Source organism: Azospirillum sp. OGB3 (assembly GCF_014192915.1).
Taxonomy (GTDB): domain Bacteria; phylum Pseudomonadota; class Alphaproteobacteria; order Azospirillales; family Azospirillaceae; genus Azospirillum.
In genome coordinates, this window is the sequence record NZ_JACHYN010000002.1 from 245,596 (window position 1) to 259,562 (window position 13,967).

Annotated in this window: 11 protein-coding genes; 10 read left to right on the plus strand and 1 reads right to left on the minus strand. The window is 69.8% G+C overall.

The window, feature by feature from the left end; translation table 11 throughout:
- Positions 1-61 precede the first annotated feature (61 nt).
- A complete protein-coding gene (locus FHW79_RS05035) occupies positions 62-1,258 on the plus strand; it encodes a hypothetical protein (protein WP_183177932.1) in 1,197 nt (398 codons plus the stop codon).
- A gap of 16 nt (positions 1,259-1,274) precedes the next feature.
- Here the strand turns inward: FHW79_RS05035 and FHW79_RS33215 are convergent, their stop codons facing one another.
- Positions 1,275-2,381 (minus strand): PDZ domain-containing protein, encoded by a 1,107-nt coding sequence (locus tag FHW79_RS33215; RefSeq protein ID WP_183177933.1) that lies wholly within the window; start codon positions 2,379-2,381, stop codon positions 1,275-1,277.
- Positions 2,382-2,699: 318 nt separating this feature from the next.
- Here FHW79_RS33215 and FHW79_RS05045 point away from each other — a divergent pair, with 318 nt between their 5' ends.
- From FHW79_RS05045 to FHW79_RS32535, 9 genes are all read left to right on the plus strand, one after another.
- Positions 2,700-3,614 (plus strand): 50S ribosomal protein L11 methyltransferase, encoded by a 915-nt coding sequence (locus FHW79_RS05045; RefSeq protein ID WP_183177934.1) that lies wholly within the window; start codon positions 2,700-2,702, stop codon positions 3,612-3,614.
- 67 nt (positions 3,615-3,681) lie between these two features.
- Positions 3,682-4,143 carry a TerB family tellurite resistance protein gene (locus FHW79_RS05050; protein WP_149648405.1) on the plus strand — a complete coding sequence of 154 codons (462 nt, stop codon included), beginning with the start codon at positions 3,682-3,684 and terminating at the stop codon, positions 4,141-4,143.
- Between the two features lie 104 nt (positions 4,144-4,247).
- Positions 4,248-6,278 (plus strand): M24 family metallopeptidase, encoded by a 2,031-nt coding sequence (locus FHW79_RS05055; protein WP_183177935.1) that lies wholly within the window; start codon positions 4,248-4,250, stop codon positions 6,276-6,278.
- A 369-nt stretch (positions 6,279-6,647) separates the two neighbouring features.
- Complete coding sequence (locus FHW79_RS05060; protein WP_014241240.1) at positions 6,648-7,013, plus strand: chemotaxis response regulator CheY; 366 nt, start codon at positions 6,648-6,650, stop codon at positions 7,011-7,013.
- Positions 7,014-7,016: 3 nt separating this feature from the next.
- The gene (locus FHW79_RS05065) at positions 7,017-8,123 is read left to right on the plus strand and encodes a protein phosphatase CheZ (RefSeq protein ID WP_183177936.1); all 1,107 of its coding nucleotides are present in this window, start codon (positions 7,017-7,019) and stop codon (positions 8,121-8,123) included.
- A 200-nt stretch (positions 8,124-8,323) separates the two neighbouring features.
- Positions 8,324-9,061, plus strand: coding sequence for a protein phosphatase CheZ (locus FHW79_RS05070; protein ID WP_014241238.1), 738 nt, complete (start codon positions 8,324-8,326; stop codon positions 9,059-9,061).
- A gap of 128 nt (positions 9,062-9,189) precedes the next feature.
- Entirely contained in the window at positions 9,190-10,008 is an 819-nt protein-coding gene (locus FHW79_RS05075) for an outer membrane protein assembly factor BamD (RefSeq protein WP_014241237.1), read from the plus strand.
- Between the two features lie 8 nt (positions 10,009-10,016).
- Positions 10,017-11,687 carry a DNA repair protein RecN gene (gene recN, locus FHW79_RS05080; protein WP_183177937.1) on the plus strand — a complete coding sequence of 557 codons (1,671 nt, stop codon included), beginning with the start codon at positions 10,017-10,019 and terminating at the stop codon, positions 11,685-11,687.
- A gap of 403 nt (positions 11,688-12,090) precedes the next feature.
- The gene (locus FHW79_RS32535; RefSeq protein WP_247884181.1) at positions 12,091-13,932 is read left to right on the plus strand and encodes a carbohydrate-binding domain-containing protein; all 1,842 of its coding nucleotides are present in this window, start codon (positions 12,091-12,093) and stop codon (positions 13,930-13,932) included.
- Positions 13,933-13,967 lie beyond the last annotated feature (35 nt).

A 13,967-nucleotide genomic window follows, 5' to 3' on the forward strand; every position in this document is an offset into this window, starting at 1 on the left:
CGGCGGCGTTCGGCTACTGGTGGGGTCCAGACAGCGCACCCACAGCCACGGAACCCGCCCAGTGTTTGGCAAGAGCAGCACCGCGTTCGAGGTCCAGATCCGCCGCGAGGGACGCTGGACCATCGAGGGGACCTACGACGACGAGCGCCGGGCCCTGGCCTCCGCCCGCAGTTGGCTGGCGGTCAGCGGGGTCGAGGAGGTCAAGACCCTCAGGTTCCGCTCGCTGGCCGGGCTGTCGCTGGAGACGGTGATCTTCCAGAAGGCGGTCCCGGTGGTGAAGGACAGGCCCATGGCGCTGGGCGGCACGGCGGAAGGCGCGCCCTGCTGCACGGCCCCCGGCGATCTCTACGGCTTCGAATCGCGGATGGTCACCGGGCGGCTGCTGCGTTCCTTCCTCGACAAGTTCCGCATCATCCCGACCGAGCTTCTCCATTCCTGGACCTACCTGCGCAAGCTCGACGAGCAGGGCCTTCTGCTCGGCGCGGCGATTCAGGCGGTGGCCCGCCACCACGCGGACCGCCACGGCGTCGCGGTGCCGGCGCGGGCGCGCGAATTGCGGGCCTTTGCCGACGTCGTGATGACCCGCGCCCGCGATTTCCAGGCGGAGCGCAAGACGCTGCCGGCCTTCGATCCCGCCGACCTGTCCCGATCCAGCCGGGTCCTCGTCGCCGCGGTGGGGGAGGAGGGGCACGACTTCGCCTTTCTCAGCCAGCTCACCGTCCATCTGGCGGACCGCAATTCGCTGGCGGGCAAGCTGGAGATGCTGCTCGACCTGATCGGGCCGGACGTGGAGCCGCGGCACCTCGCCCTGCTGGACGGGGTGATGGCCGACGCGCTGGGCTCCGCCGAACTGGTGAAGGAGCTTCTGGGGGCGCAGCCGAACCTCGCCCTGGGGCTGTGCGCGCTGGCCGACCTGATCCTGGGCCGCGACCCGCAGCCGAAGAGCGAGCCGGTCAGCCCCCTGCTCGCCCATGTCGGGGCGCTGATCGTCCAGGGGCGCGCGCCCTGCTGCCGCGCCGTTCTTCTGGAGCGCATCCAGCAATCGCTGAACGGCACCCAGCCGCTCGACCGCCGCGACCCGAAGAAGGAGGCGCTGCTGGCCGACCACCTCGCCACCCATCTGCGCGATCCGCAGGGGCGCCTGCTCGGCGGCGCCGAGGTCGAGAAGGCGCTGGCCCGCCGCCTCATCCGCCACCGTCAGGCGATCCTTCGCGAGCAGGGGATGCACGACATCGCGGACCGGCTGTCGGGACGGTGACTCCGCCGGCTTCGCCTCACGGCGCCGATGGCGACCAGGCCAGTTCGATCAGCGGCTGGTCCCGCCGCAGCGCTTCGTAGATCTGCGCGCCCTTCTCGCGGTCCGTCTCGCACATCATCATCAGCACGTCGGAGTCGGCGCTGGCCGACGTGCAGACCTTCGAATCCCGGGTGCAGGTCGGCCGCGGGTGCGGCGCCAGCCAATACCCGGGTTGAGCCTTCCGCGCCGCCTCCAAAAAGGCTGTCGTCAGCTTGGCACTTTCCGCTTCGCTGCCGTCGTTGCGCACCGTGAACAGCGGCGAGTGCAGCCCACTCGCGAACAGGCCCGAACCGATCACCTGGGCCACGCAGAAGCGCTCCCGCACCGGCGCGACCGGCAGGACCGGCGCATCGGCGTACACAGCACCGGGCGGCAGAGCCGGGGTGGTGCTGGTGATCGGGCCGACGATCAACTCGCGCGGCTCGCGGGCGCGCCACAGCTTGACCGGCACGCTTTGCCCGCTGGGCACCACGCCCAGGACGCGGCGCATCTGCGCCGCATCGTCCACCGCCACGCCGCGCACCTCCAGGATCACGTCGCCCGCCCGGATGCCCGACAGCTCGGCCGCCTTGCCCGGTGCCAGCGCCGTCACCACCAGACCGCGCGGCGATTCCACACCCAATGCCTGCACCAGATGGGGGGTCAGGGGCTCCACGGCCGCCCCCATCGCCCCCTGCGGTTCGCGCGCCGCCGCTGGTGCCGGGGCGGGGGCGGGTGTGCCGGGCCCGGCGGTGACCGCCGCCGTCGCCGTGGAGCCCGCACCCGCCGCCGGGCAGCGTTGTTCCGCCATAAGCTGCCGCACCGCAGTAATATGAATCGTCTGCGCTTGACGTTCGCTCCCGCCCAACGTGGGCAGCGGGTCACTGTAGTCTTTCAGCAGCGCTTCCAGCGTCGGGCAGTCCGTGCCCCGGTAGGCGGCAGCGACATCGGCCGTCATCGACGCCTCCGACGGTCCGGACATCGAACTTGCCGCCCCGATCGCCAGCCCGACCGGATCGAGCGCACAGCCCGACACCATCGCCGCCCCTGAAACCGCCACCAGCGCGGTCATCCATGCCTTGGCCGCCTTGCAAACACGCTGCATCAAGCCCGCCCCCCTATGCCCACAAAACAGCCTCTGGGGGAGCCCTCGGTCCGCCCGTCCGTGGTCGCAGTGTGCCCGCTCAAAAGTGGTAAGAAAAGCGATGGCAAGCCTGTGGCGTGTTTTCGTCAGCCAAATCGTCGCAGGCCGCGGTCGATCCGGCCCGGCCGACCCGTTTCCGGATGCGGCAGCCCCGTGCCGCGACGGGAGCGTGCTTGCGGCTGCAGGACGTCCCGGCTGCAGGAAATCTTTGTGTCTCCGCGTCTCTGTGGTTAAGTCTCCCACCAGACAACGACCACCCCATCATCGGCGACCGTCCCCATGTCCTCTTCCAAGCTCTGGCGCATCGCGCTCGTCATTCCCGAAGCCCACGCCCCCGCGTTCGCCGAGGCGATTGGCGATCACGCCGACGCGGTGTCCACCTTCGAGCTGGAGGAGCACGGCGACTGGCTGGTCGAGGCGACGGTCTACGGGCAGCCGGACGAGCCGCGGCTGAACGCCCGCGTCGCCGTTCTGGCCGAGGCCATGGGCATCCCCGAGCCCAAGCTGATCGTCGAGGAACTGCCCCTCATCGACTGGGTCTCGCACAGCTACCAGGGCTTTCCGCCGATCCAGGCCGGCCGCTTCTTCGTCCACGGCTCCCACCACGAGGGCATCGTCCCGGCGGGCAGCATTCCGCTGCTGGTCGACGCCGCCACCGCCTTCGGCACGGGCGAGCATGGCTCCACCAAGGGCTGCCTGATGGCGCTGGATCGGCTGGCCCGGCGGATGAGCCTACCGCGCGCCGGGCGGGGCGGGGCGCTCGACATGGGCTGCGGCTCGGGCATCCTGGCGCTGGCGGTGACCAAGCGCTGGCGGGTGCCCGTCACCGCCGTGGACATCGACCCGGAGGCGGTGCGCGTCACCCGCGTCAACGCCGCCCTCAACGGCGTGAAGGCCCGCATCCGCTCGCAGGGCGGCGACGGCTACCACACCGCCATCGTGGGCAAGCACAAGCCCTACCGCCTGATCACCGCCAACATCCTGGCCCGCCCGCTGGCCCGCATGGCGCCGCAGCTGAAGCGCCATCTCCAGCGCGGCGGCGTTGCCGTCCTGGCCGGCCTGCTGAACCGGCAGGAGCGCCACGTCATCCAGGCGCACCGCACCCAGGGCCTGCATCTGGTGGCGCGTATCCCGGTCGGCGAATGGACCACCCTTGTGGTGAAGCGGCCGAAGCGGAAAGCCGTAAAGGGCTGACACCCCTGGATTTCGGTCCTCCCGCCGCCAATGTCTTGCGGACATATGGACGACCCGCGGAGGACCGATGCTGAACCGGATCAGGGCGCTGTTCCAGGAGAATGACCCCGGCGACGACCGCCACAGGCTGGAGGCCGCCGCCGCCGCCCTTCTGGTCGAGGCCGCGCGCACCGACAACACCATTTCCCCGGCGGAGCGCGAGCGCATCCTCGACGTCACCCGCCGCCACTTCCATTTGAGCGAGGAGGAGGCGCAGGACCTGCTGTCCGCCGCCGTGTTCGACACGGAGGGCGCCTCGCCCTACTACCGCTACGTCACGGTGATCAACGATCATTGTCCGCCGGACAAGCGGCTGTGGATCATCGAGATGCTGTGGGAGGTCGCCTACGCCGACGGCGAATTGAACGACCTGGAGGCCAATCTGCTGCGCCGCATCGGCGGCCTGCTGCATGTGCCCGACGTCGACCGCGGCCTCGCCCGCAAGCGCGTCCTGGAGCGGCTGGGCCTGCCCGACGATTCAGGGCTGTAGAGGGTTCGGCCTTTCACGTGTCCCTGCCCATTCCCGCGCTTGCGCGCTGGGGCGTCCCTGCCTAGCCTGTGGCGGTCGGCTTCACCGGATGAGGATCAGCCCCCGTGTCCAGCGCTTACCGCGGCGACGAAACCCTGGCGCAGCTTCTGGCCCAGGCGGGCCTGCCCCAAACCCCCGCGGACATCCGCAGCCTCGTCGCCGGGGTGCTCGCCGCGCCGGAGGGGGAGGATTCGGACGGCTGGATGGTCCTGGTCGGGGCGCGGGTCCCGGAGGACCTCGCCGGGCAGCTCCGCGCCCTGAAGGCCGAAATCGCCGCCGGCCGCGTCGCAGACGCGCCGGATTATGCCGCCCGCATCGCCGCCCTGCGCGGCGTCCTGGCGCGCGCCGACCTCGACGGCTTCATCGTGCCGCGCGGCGACGAGCATCAGGGCGAGTATGTGCCGCCGCGCGCCCAGCGGCTCGCCTGGCTGACCGGCTTTACCGGATCGGCCGGCCACGCCGTGGTGGGACGCCAGCGCGCCGCCATCTTCGTGGACGGGCGCTACACCCTCCAGGTCCAGACGGAGGTGTCGGGCGATCTCTACGAATACCGGCATCTGGTCGACGATCCGCTGACCGAATGGGTGGGGGAGGCGCTGCCGCAAGGCGGGCGGCTCGGCTACGATCCGTGGCTGCACACCGCCGGCTGGGTGGAGCGCACCCGCCAGCAGCTGGAGCGGGTCGGCCTGTCGCTGGTGCCCTGCCCGGACAATCCGGTGGACTGCGTGTGGACGGACCAGCCCCCACCCCCGCTGGCTCCGGTGGTCGCCCAGGACCTCCCATTCGCCGGGGACAGCGCCGCCGACAAGCGCGCCCGCATCGCCGGCGACCTGACGCGCAACGGCATCGGCGCGGTGGTGCTGACCCAGCCCGACTCCATCGCGTGGCTTCTCAACCTGCGCGGCGCGGACGTGCCCTGCACGCCGCTGCCGCTGTCCTTCGCGATCCTGAAGGACGACGCGCAGGTGGACCTGTTCATCGACTGCCGCAAGCTGGCGCCCGGTGTCGAATCCCATCTCGGCAACCAGGTCGCCGTGCGCGCCCCGGACGAACTGGGCGCCGCGCTCGACGGGCTGGGCCGCGAAGGGCGCAAGGTGATGGCCGACCCGGCGAGCACCTCGGCCTGGATCTTCGACCGGCTGCACATGGCCGGCGCCAAGCTGGAGCGCGACCCCGACCCCTGCGCCCTGCCCAAGGCCTGCAAGAACGAGGCGGAACTGGCCGGCACCCGCGCCGCCCACATCCGCGACGGCGCGGCGCTCGTCCGCTTCCTGCACTGGCTGTCGCAGGAGGCGCCGTCGGGCACGGTGAGTGAGATCGAGGCGGCGGACCGGCTGCTGGCCTTCCGCCGCGCCAACGACCGCTTCCGCGGCCTCAGCTTCGACACCATCGCCGGGGCGGGGCCGAACGGCGCCATCGTCCATTACCGGGTGTCGGAGGCGACCGACCGCCGGCTGGAGCCGGGCAGCCTGTTCCTGCTGGACAGCGGCGCCCAGTATCAGGACGGCACCACCGACGTGACGCGCACCATCGCCATCGGCGCGCCGACCCCGGAGATGCGCGAGCGCTTCACGCTGGTCCTCAAGGGGCACATCGCCATCAGCACGGCCCGCTTCCCGCGCGGCACCACCGGGTCGCAGCTCGACACCCTGGCCCGCCTGCCGCTGTGGTCGCTGGGGCTGGACTACGACCACGGCACCGGCCACGGGGTGGGCAGCTACCTGTCGGTGCATGAGGGGCCGCAGCGGATATCCAAGGTGCCGAACAGCGTGGCGCTGCAGCCCGGCATGATCCTGTCCAACGAGCCCGGATACTACAAGACCGGCGCCTACGGCATCCGCATCGAGAACCTGATCGTCGTCCAGCCGCTCGACCTGCCCATGGCGGAGCGGCCCATGCTGGGGTTCGAGGTGCTGACCCTGGCCCCCATCGACCGCAATCTGGTCGAGCCGGCGCTGCTGACCCAGGCGGAGATCGCCTGGCTGAACGCCTACCACACGCAGGTGCGCGAGACGCTGGAGCCGCGGCTTGCGGGTGAGGGGGACGCCGCCGTGACGCACTGGTTGAGGCAGGCGACGTCGCCGATCATCGATTGAGGGAAATGCGCCGGGATGGATCCTTGTCGGCCGGTGTGCGGCGCGTGAGGCGAGAATCAGCCCGTGCGTTCGCCTGTGAAATCTGGCAAGGTCCCCACCCGGCGCAGGGGTATGCCTGTTCGGGCCGCCGCCGGACGCGCGCCCGTGCCTTGGAAGCGATGTCTCATCGCGTCGGGGCGCGGCGGAAATTCGGCGGTCTTGGTAACCCGATATTTACGGGCGTGCGTCACTGTGGCCGTGAGGGATGACTTTTCGGCAGACTTAAGGCATCACACTCGGACCAGACCGACCTCGGCGCACGCCATGCCGCGCCGGGCGGGCTGAACGCCGGGCCGGGGCCTAGCAACGGAAGAATGCGGAGACGCGTAGATGAAGATCCTTGTCGTCGATGACTACGCCACCATGCGGCGCATCGTGCGGAACCTCCTGACCCAGATCGGCTACACGGACATCGACGAGGCCGGCGACGGCGTCTCGGCCCTGCAGAAGCTGCGCGAGAGCAAGTTCGGCCTCATCATTTCCGACTGGAACATGGAGCCGATGACCGGCCTGCAGCTCCTCAAGGAGATCCGCGCCGACGCCAAGCTCGCCTCGACCCCGTTCATCATGGTCACCGCCGAAAGCAAGACCGAGAACGTGATCGCCGCCAAGCAGGCCGGTGTGAACAACTACATCGTCAAGCCTTTCAACGCCGACACCCTGAAGCAGAAGATCCAGGCCGTCATCGGCGGGTAAGGAGTGGTTGGGTTGGATCAGCTTCCGCAGCTTTCCGAGGAAGAGTTCGACCAGATCGAGGAAGCGATCGCCCGCACGACCAAGGGGCGAGCCTTCCTGCGCCGCTTCCACCGCCGGGCCCATGGGGCCGCGGCGGAGGAGGTGCGCAACATGCTGCTGGAGTTCCGCAGCTCCTGGCATCAGCAGAGCGAGGCGGTGGAAGCCTCCAAGCACGTTGAGGTGCTGCGGCTGGAGCTGATGGAGATGGCGGCCTCCATCGAGCAGGCGCGGCGCGAGGTCGCGGCCCTGCGTCCGCCCGACGCCGGCGGCGACAAGATCATGTCGGCGACCAACGAGCTGGACGCCATCGTCATCTCCACCGAGCGCGCGTCCTTCGAGATCCTGAACGCCGCCGAGCGGCTGATGGACCTGTCGGGCAAGCTGAAGGCGGACGGCGCCGACCCCGGCCTGTGCTCCGAGATCGAGGGGGAGGTGACCAACATCTTCACCGCCTGCTCGTTCCAGGACCTGACCGGCCAGCGCACCAGCAAGGTGGTCAACGCGCTCCGCTACATCGAGCAGCGCGTCAACGCGATGATCAACATCTGGGGCGTCGAGAAGCTCGCCGGTCTCCAGGTCGCGCCTGAAAACACGGACACCCGCCCGGACGCGCACCTGCTGAACGGCCCGCAGCTCGACGGCCTCGGCGTCAGCCAGGCCGACGTGGACAGCATGTTCGACAGTCCGGCGATGGCGGCACCGCCGCCGGCTCCCGAACCGCCTCCTCCTCCACCCCCTCCCGCCGCCCCGGCGGCGGCCCAAGGCGGAGCCAAGGCGAGTCAGGCCGACATCGACAGCCTGTTCGACAGCCCAGCCCCTGCACCGGCCGCTCCGGCGAAGGCCAGCCAGGCGGACATCGACAGCCTGTTCGACAGTCCGGCTCCCGCTCCTGCCGCGGTTCCGCCGGCTCCTGCTCCTGCTCCCGCCGCCAAGAAGCCGGTGCCGAAGCCGGCCTCGGCGGCCAAGCCCGCCCCGAAGCCGGCTGCCAAGCCGGCGGCCACCCCGCCGCCCGCGGCGGACGAGCCTCCGGCGCCGCTGGATCAGGCGGCCATCGACGCCCTGTTCGGCTGACCTCACGGTCAACAAGACGGTCCGGCGTCGGATTTGTGAAGAGTTGCCGCCGCTCCAATCGGCGGGCGAATTGGGACATGAAGTTTGCTATGACGATCGTCGCCCGCCGGGCCGATGCCGGCCTTGGCGGGCAGTCCTGACCAGACGGGCCGGCGTGCGCGGATGCCCCGGACGTCCCTTCGGAAAGAGGCGCAGCCCGCATGAGGAATCTCTCGAAACCCTTCATGGCGGAGCTTCAAAAGGCCCGCCGGACCGGCAATCCCTATCAGGCGGTGGTGGATGACGCCTCCGCCCTGGCGCCGGCGCTGGCGTCGCTGCCGTCCGGTCCGGTCACGGTGGACAACAGCGACGTCATCCGCGCCATCAGCGACCTCGGCGCGAAGCTCGACCGCTTCCTGACCATGGACGCCCAGCAGATCGACCAGATCCAGGTCGAGATCGCCGACATCTCTGGCCGCATCAAGGCCACCAAGGTGGAGATGGCGGCGATCCGCCACCCGCTGGCCGGCGACGACAAGTTTGTGCAGGCGTCCCAGGAACTGAACGCCGTCGTCTCGGCGACGGAGGCCGCGACCAACACCATCATGGCCTGCGCCGAGGAGCTGGAGGAGGTCGTTCACGAGTTGAAGTCGTCGTTGCCGGAGGGCTACCACGCCGACCGCGTCAACGACATGAACGACGTGATCGTCCGCATCTACGAGGCCTGCAACTTCCAGGACCTGACCGGCCAGCGCATCACCAAGGTCGTCCGCGCCCTGTCCTTCATCGAAGAGCGCGTCGACGCGATGATGAGCCATTGGAACAAGCGCGAGTTCGAGGCGATGCCCCTGCCGCCCACCGTCACCAAGATGGACGAGACGCTGGAACTGCACGGCCCGGCCGACCATCAGGAGATGGGCAACATCAGCCAGGCCGACATCGACGCCCTGTTCGGCTGATCGCCGTCCATTCCGGGGGTCCGTCCGCGTCATGGCGGCGAGGTTCGAAATTTGTTCGCCGAAGCGGCTTGCCGCCCCCGCGCCCCGGCGTGCTATATAGGGCCAACTTCGAAAGCATCGCGACGACCATGCCCTGCCGTTTTTCCCGTCTGCCGCTTGCGGCCCTCCTCCTGGCTTCCGCCCTGACCGCCTGCTCCTCGACCAAACCCGAGGACCAGTATGTCGAGCGCCCGGCCGAGCAGATCTACCAAGAGGCCGACGCCGCCATGCGGGAGGAGCGCTTCAAGGTGGCCGCCAAGCTCTACGACGAGGTGGAGCGCCAGCACCCCTATTCCGAATGGGCGGGCAAGGCGCAGATCATGGCGGCCTACGCCCATTACCAGGATCTGAAGTACGACGACGCGATCCTGGCGCTCGACCGCTACATCCAGCTTCATCCGGGCAGCCCCGACGTTTCCTACGCCTACTACATGCGGGCGCTGTCCTATTACGAGCAGATCACCGACGTCCGCCGCGACCAGCGCATGACCCGTCTGGCGCTCGACGCGCTGTCGGAGGTCGTGCGCCGCTTCCCGGACAGCCAGTACGCCCGCGACGCCAAGATCAAGATCGACCTGACCAACGACCATCTCGCCGGCAAGGAGATGGAGGTCGGGCGCTTCTATCTGAAGCAGGGTCAGTACACCGCCGCCATCGGCCGGTTCCGCACGGTGATTGAAAACTACCAGACCACCTCCCACGTCCCTGAGGCGCTGCACCGGCTGGTGGAGTGCTATCTGGCGCTGGGAATCACGGACGAGGCGAAGACCGCCGCCGCCGTGCTCGGCCACAACTTCCCCGGCAGCGAATGGTACACGGACAGCTACGCACTGCTGGTGGACGCCAACGTGCGTCCGGAGCGAAACGAGAAGTCCTGGATCAGCAGAGCCTGGAGCTCCCTGTTCTAGGACGATCCATGCTGGCGTCGCTGACGATCCGGGACGTCGTCCTGATCGAACGGCTGGGGCTGGGCTTCCGCAAGGGCCTGTGCGTCCTCACCGGCGAGACCGGCGCGGGCAAGTCGATCCTGCTCGACGCGCTGGGCCTGGCGCTCGGCGCGCGGGCCGATTCGGGCCTCGTCCGCCACGGCGCCGATCAGGCGTCGGTGACGGCGGAGTTCGACCTGTCCGGCGACCACCCGGCGCTCGCCATCCTCAGGGAGCAGGGGCTCGACCCCGAGGAGCGGCTGGTGGTCCGCCGCACCGTCAGCGCCGACGGGCGCAGCCGCGCCTGGGTCAACGACCAGGCGGTCGGCGTCGGCCTGCTGAAGCGGCTGGGCGAGGAGCTGGTCGAGGTCCATGGCCAGTTCGACACCCACGGCCTGCTGAATCCGCAAACTCACCGCGGCGTGCTGGACGCCTACGCCGGGCTGTCCGCCCACGCCGCCCAGGTCGCCGCCGCCCACCGCGCCTGGAGGCAGGTGGAGGACGCGCGCGCCAACGCCGCCGCCGAGATCGCCCGCGCCCGTTCGGAGGAGGAGTATCTCCGCCACGCCGTGGCCGAGCTGGACGCGCTCGCCCCCAAGGCCGGCGAGGAGGAGGAACTGGCCGAGACCCGCGCCGTGCTGATGCACCGGGAAAAGCTGGTCGATGCCCTGAACGCCGCCTATGGGGAGCTGTCGGGCGACCGCGGGGTGGAGCGCGCCCTGTCCTCGGCCATCCGCACGCTGAGCCGGATCGCCGACAAGGCCGCCGGCAAGCTCGACCCGGTCATCGCCGCCCTGGACCGCGCCGCGACCGAGGCGGGAGAGGCCATCGCCGGTCTCCATGCCGTGTCCTCCGACGTGGACATGGACCCGCAGGCCCTGGAGAAGCTGGAGGAGCGGCTGTTCGCCCTGCGCGCCGCCGCCCGCAAGCACGGGGTGGACGTGGACGCGCTGGCCTCCCTGCGCAAGGACATGGCCGACCGGCTGCTGCTGATTGAGGACCAAGGCGACCTGCTGGCCCGTCTCGCCCGCGAGGCCGAGGTCGCCCGCGACGCCTACCGCAAGGCCGCCGAGTCGCTGAGCCGGGAGCGCCAGCAGGCTGCCGGCCGCCTGGACGCCGCCGTCGCCACGGAACTCGCTCCGCTGAAACTGGAAAAGGCGAAGTTCCGCACGCTGGTCGAGCCGCTGGCCGACGAATCGGACTGGACGGCGTCGGGCATGGACCGCGTGGCCTTCCAGGTCGCCACCAACCCCGGTTCGCCCCCCGGAGCGCTGAACAAGATCGCGTCCGGCGGCGAGCTGGCGCGCTTCATGCTGGCGCTGAAGGTGGTGCTGGCCCAGACCTCGACCGTCGGCACGCTGGTGTTCGACGAGGTGGACACCGGCATCGGCGGCGCCGTCGCCGCCGCGGTGGGCGAGCGGCTGAAGACGCTCGGGCAAGGGCTTCAGGTGCTGGTCGTTACCCACAGCCCGCAGGTCGCCGCGCGCGGCTCCATCCACCTCAAGGTGCAGAAGTCGGTGAAGGGCGAGCAGGTGACGACCGGCGTGGTCGAGCTGGACGGCGACGACCGCCGCGAGGAGATCGCCCGCATGCTGTCCGGCGCCACCGTCACCGCCGAAGCCCGCGCCGCCGCCGACAGCCTGATCGCCGGGCGGGGGTAGTGGATTGCCTCTATCCCCTCTCCCCTCTGGGAAGAGGGTTATGGTTGAGGGGGATGTGCGTGGCGCCACGTTCGGCACAAGCTTCGGCACAAGCGCACCCCCCTCACCGGCTCTCAGCGGATGCCATAGGCATCCGCCTGTCGCCGTCAGCGCTGGCTTTCAGCCAGCGCGAGAGGCCCTGCGGGCCACCCTCTCCCCGCTTTCGGCGGACCGGAGGTCCGCCTGTCGCGTCAGCGCAAACGAAGTTCGCGCGTGAGCGGAGGGGAGAGGGTTAAATCCTCTGTCCAGGTCACAGCAATCGCCCGCAGCGGTCATACGGCGGCCACAGCAAAACACGCATAGTCCAGCCCTGCGCGTCCGGTAACCGGGCGCCGTTCGCCCAAGAACGAACAAGGTTGGCAAGATGTCGAACAGCTCCGCTTCCGCCGGCAACGTCGTTGTGATCGACAGCGGCCTGTCCTCCGCCTGGAACACGGGCCGGCTGGTCTACCAGCATGACTTCTACGGAAACGACAACGATGTCATGGTCGCCAACGCGAACACGCATGGCGCCCTGGTCACCGCGGAGATCCTGGAGAACGCGCCCGACGTCGGCATCATCGCGCTGAAGGTCATGCCCGACGACGGCAGCGGCGCCAGCGAGGCCAACATCGAGAAGGCCCTGCAATGGGTCGTCGCCAACGCCGAAGCCTACAACATCACGGCGGTGAACCTGTCGCTGGGCGGCGGCGCGCAGACAACCGCGGCCACCACCTCGATCTCCGACGAGCTGGCCGCGCTCGCCGCCAAGCGCGTGCTGACCGTGGCCGCCGCCGGCAACAGCGGCGACGGCGGGGTGACGCAGGGCGTCTCCAGCTACTCGGCCGACGTGAACCAGATCTGCGTGTCGGCCTCGACGGGCGACGGAGCGTTCCCGTCCTGGGCGCAGCGCAGCCCGACCCTGACCGACGTCTGCGCCGATGGCACCGACGTGCGGATCACCAACCTGTCGGGCGTCACCTACACGGCCAACGGCTCCTCCTTCGCCGCCCCGGCGGTCACCGCAGCGGTGGCGAAGGCGCAGCAGGCCTGGGTGGAGCAGACCGGCACCCGGCTGACCCAGGACGAGTTCCTCGACCTCGCCCGCAGCACCGGCAAGGCCATGGGCACCGCCGGCTACTTCGAGCTGGACACCGATGCCCTGCTCGCCAAGATCGCCCAGTCCGCTCCGGTCCCCACGGCGCAGAGCACCACGACGATCACCGTCAACGCCTCCGGCGCGCCGGCCGGCGGGGTGAACGCCCATTTCAAGCTGCTGGTGGACGGCAAGACGGTGGGGCAGGCCACGGTGGATTCGGCGGCTAAGGACTACAGCTTCACGACGAACCTGACCGCCGACCAAGCGCACAAGGTGCAGGTCCAGTACGACAACGACGGCTTCGTGAACGGCCAGGACCGCAACCTGTTCGTCAACAAGGTCACCATCAACGGCACCGCCCACAGCCCGACCGCCGCCAACGTCACCTATGACAAGGGCGCTCTCGACGGCAAGGACGTGGTGAAGGGCCAGTCGTCCATGTGGTGGGGCGGCACGCTGGTGGTCGATGCCCCGGCCAAGGATTTCCCGGCCCAGAATGCTCCGGTTGTGTCGGCGCCCGCCAACACGACCATCACGGTCAACGCCTCCGGCGCTGCGGCCGGCGGGGTGAACGCCCACTTCAACCTGCTGATCGACGGCCAGAAGGTCGGCGAGGGCGTGGCCGGCACGGTGGCCAAGGACTTTGCCTTCGCCACCAACCTGACCGCCGATCAGGCGCACAAGGTCCAGGTGCAGTACGACAACGACGCCGTGGTGAACGGGCAGGACCGCTCGCTGTTCGTCAACAAGGTCACCATCAACGGCCACGCCGTCGCCCCCACGGCGTCGAACGTCACCTACGACAAGGGCGCTCTCGACGGCAAGGACGTGGTCAAGGGGCAGGCCGGCCTGTGGTGGAACGGCACGCTGGTCGTCGACGCCGACAAGTCCTGGTTCCCGTCTTCCGGAACCGCCTCGGGAAGTGGCGCCATGGCCTCCGCCCTGTCGGCGGATGGACAGGACACGGTGTGGCAGCACCTCGTCGCCCAGGGGCTGGAGGCCGCGGCGCCGGTCCATGCGGACGCGGCGCTGTCCATGGCGGATCTCGGCCTGTCGGGGGATGTCAACGCCCACGCCGCGCTGACGGACCATCACCCCGACCCGCTGCACCCGTTCGACGTGGCCTGAGCGACGGCGCCCGTTGGGGGGCGCATCGCCCCCCG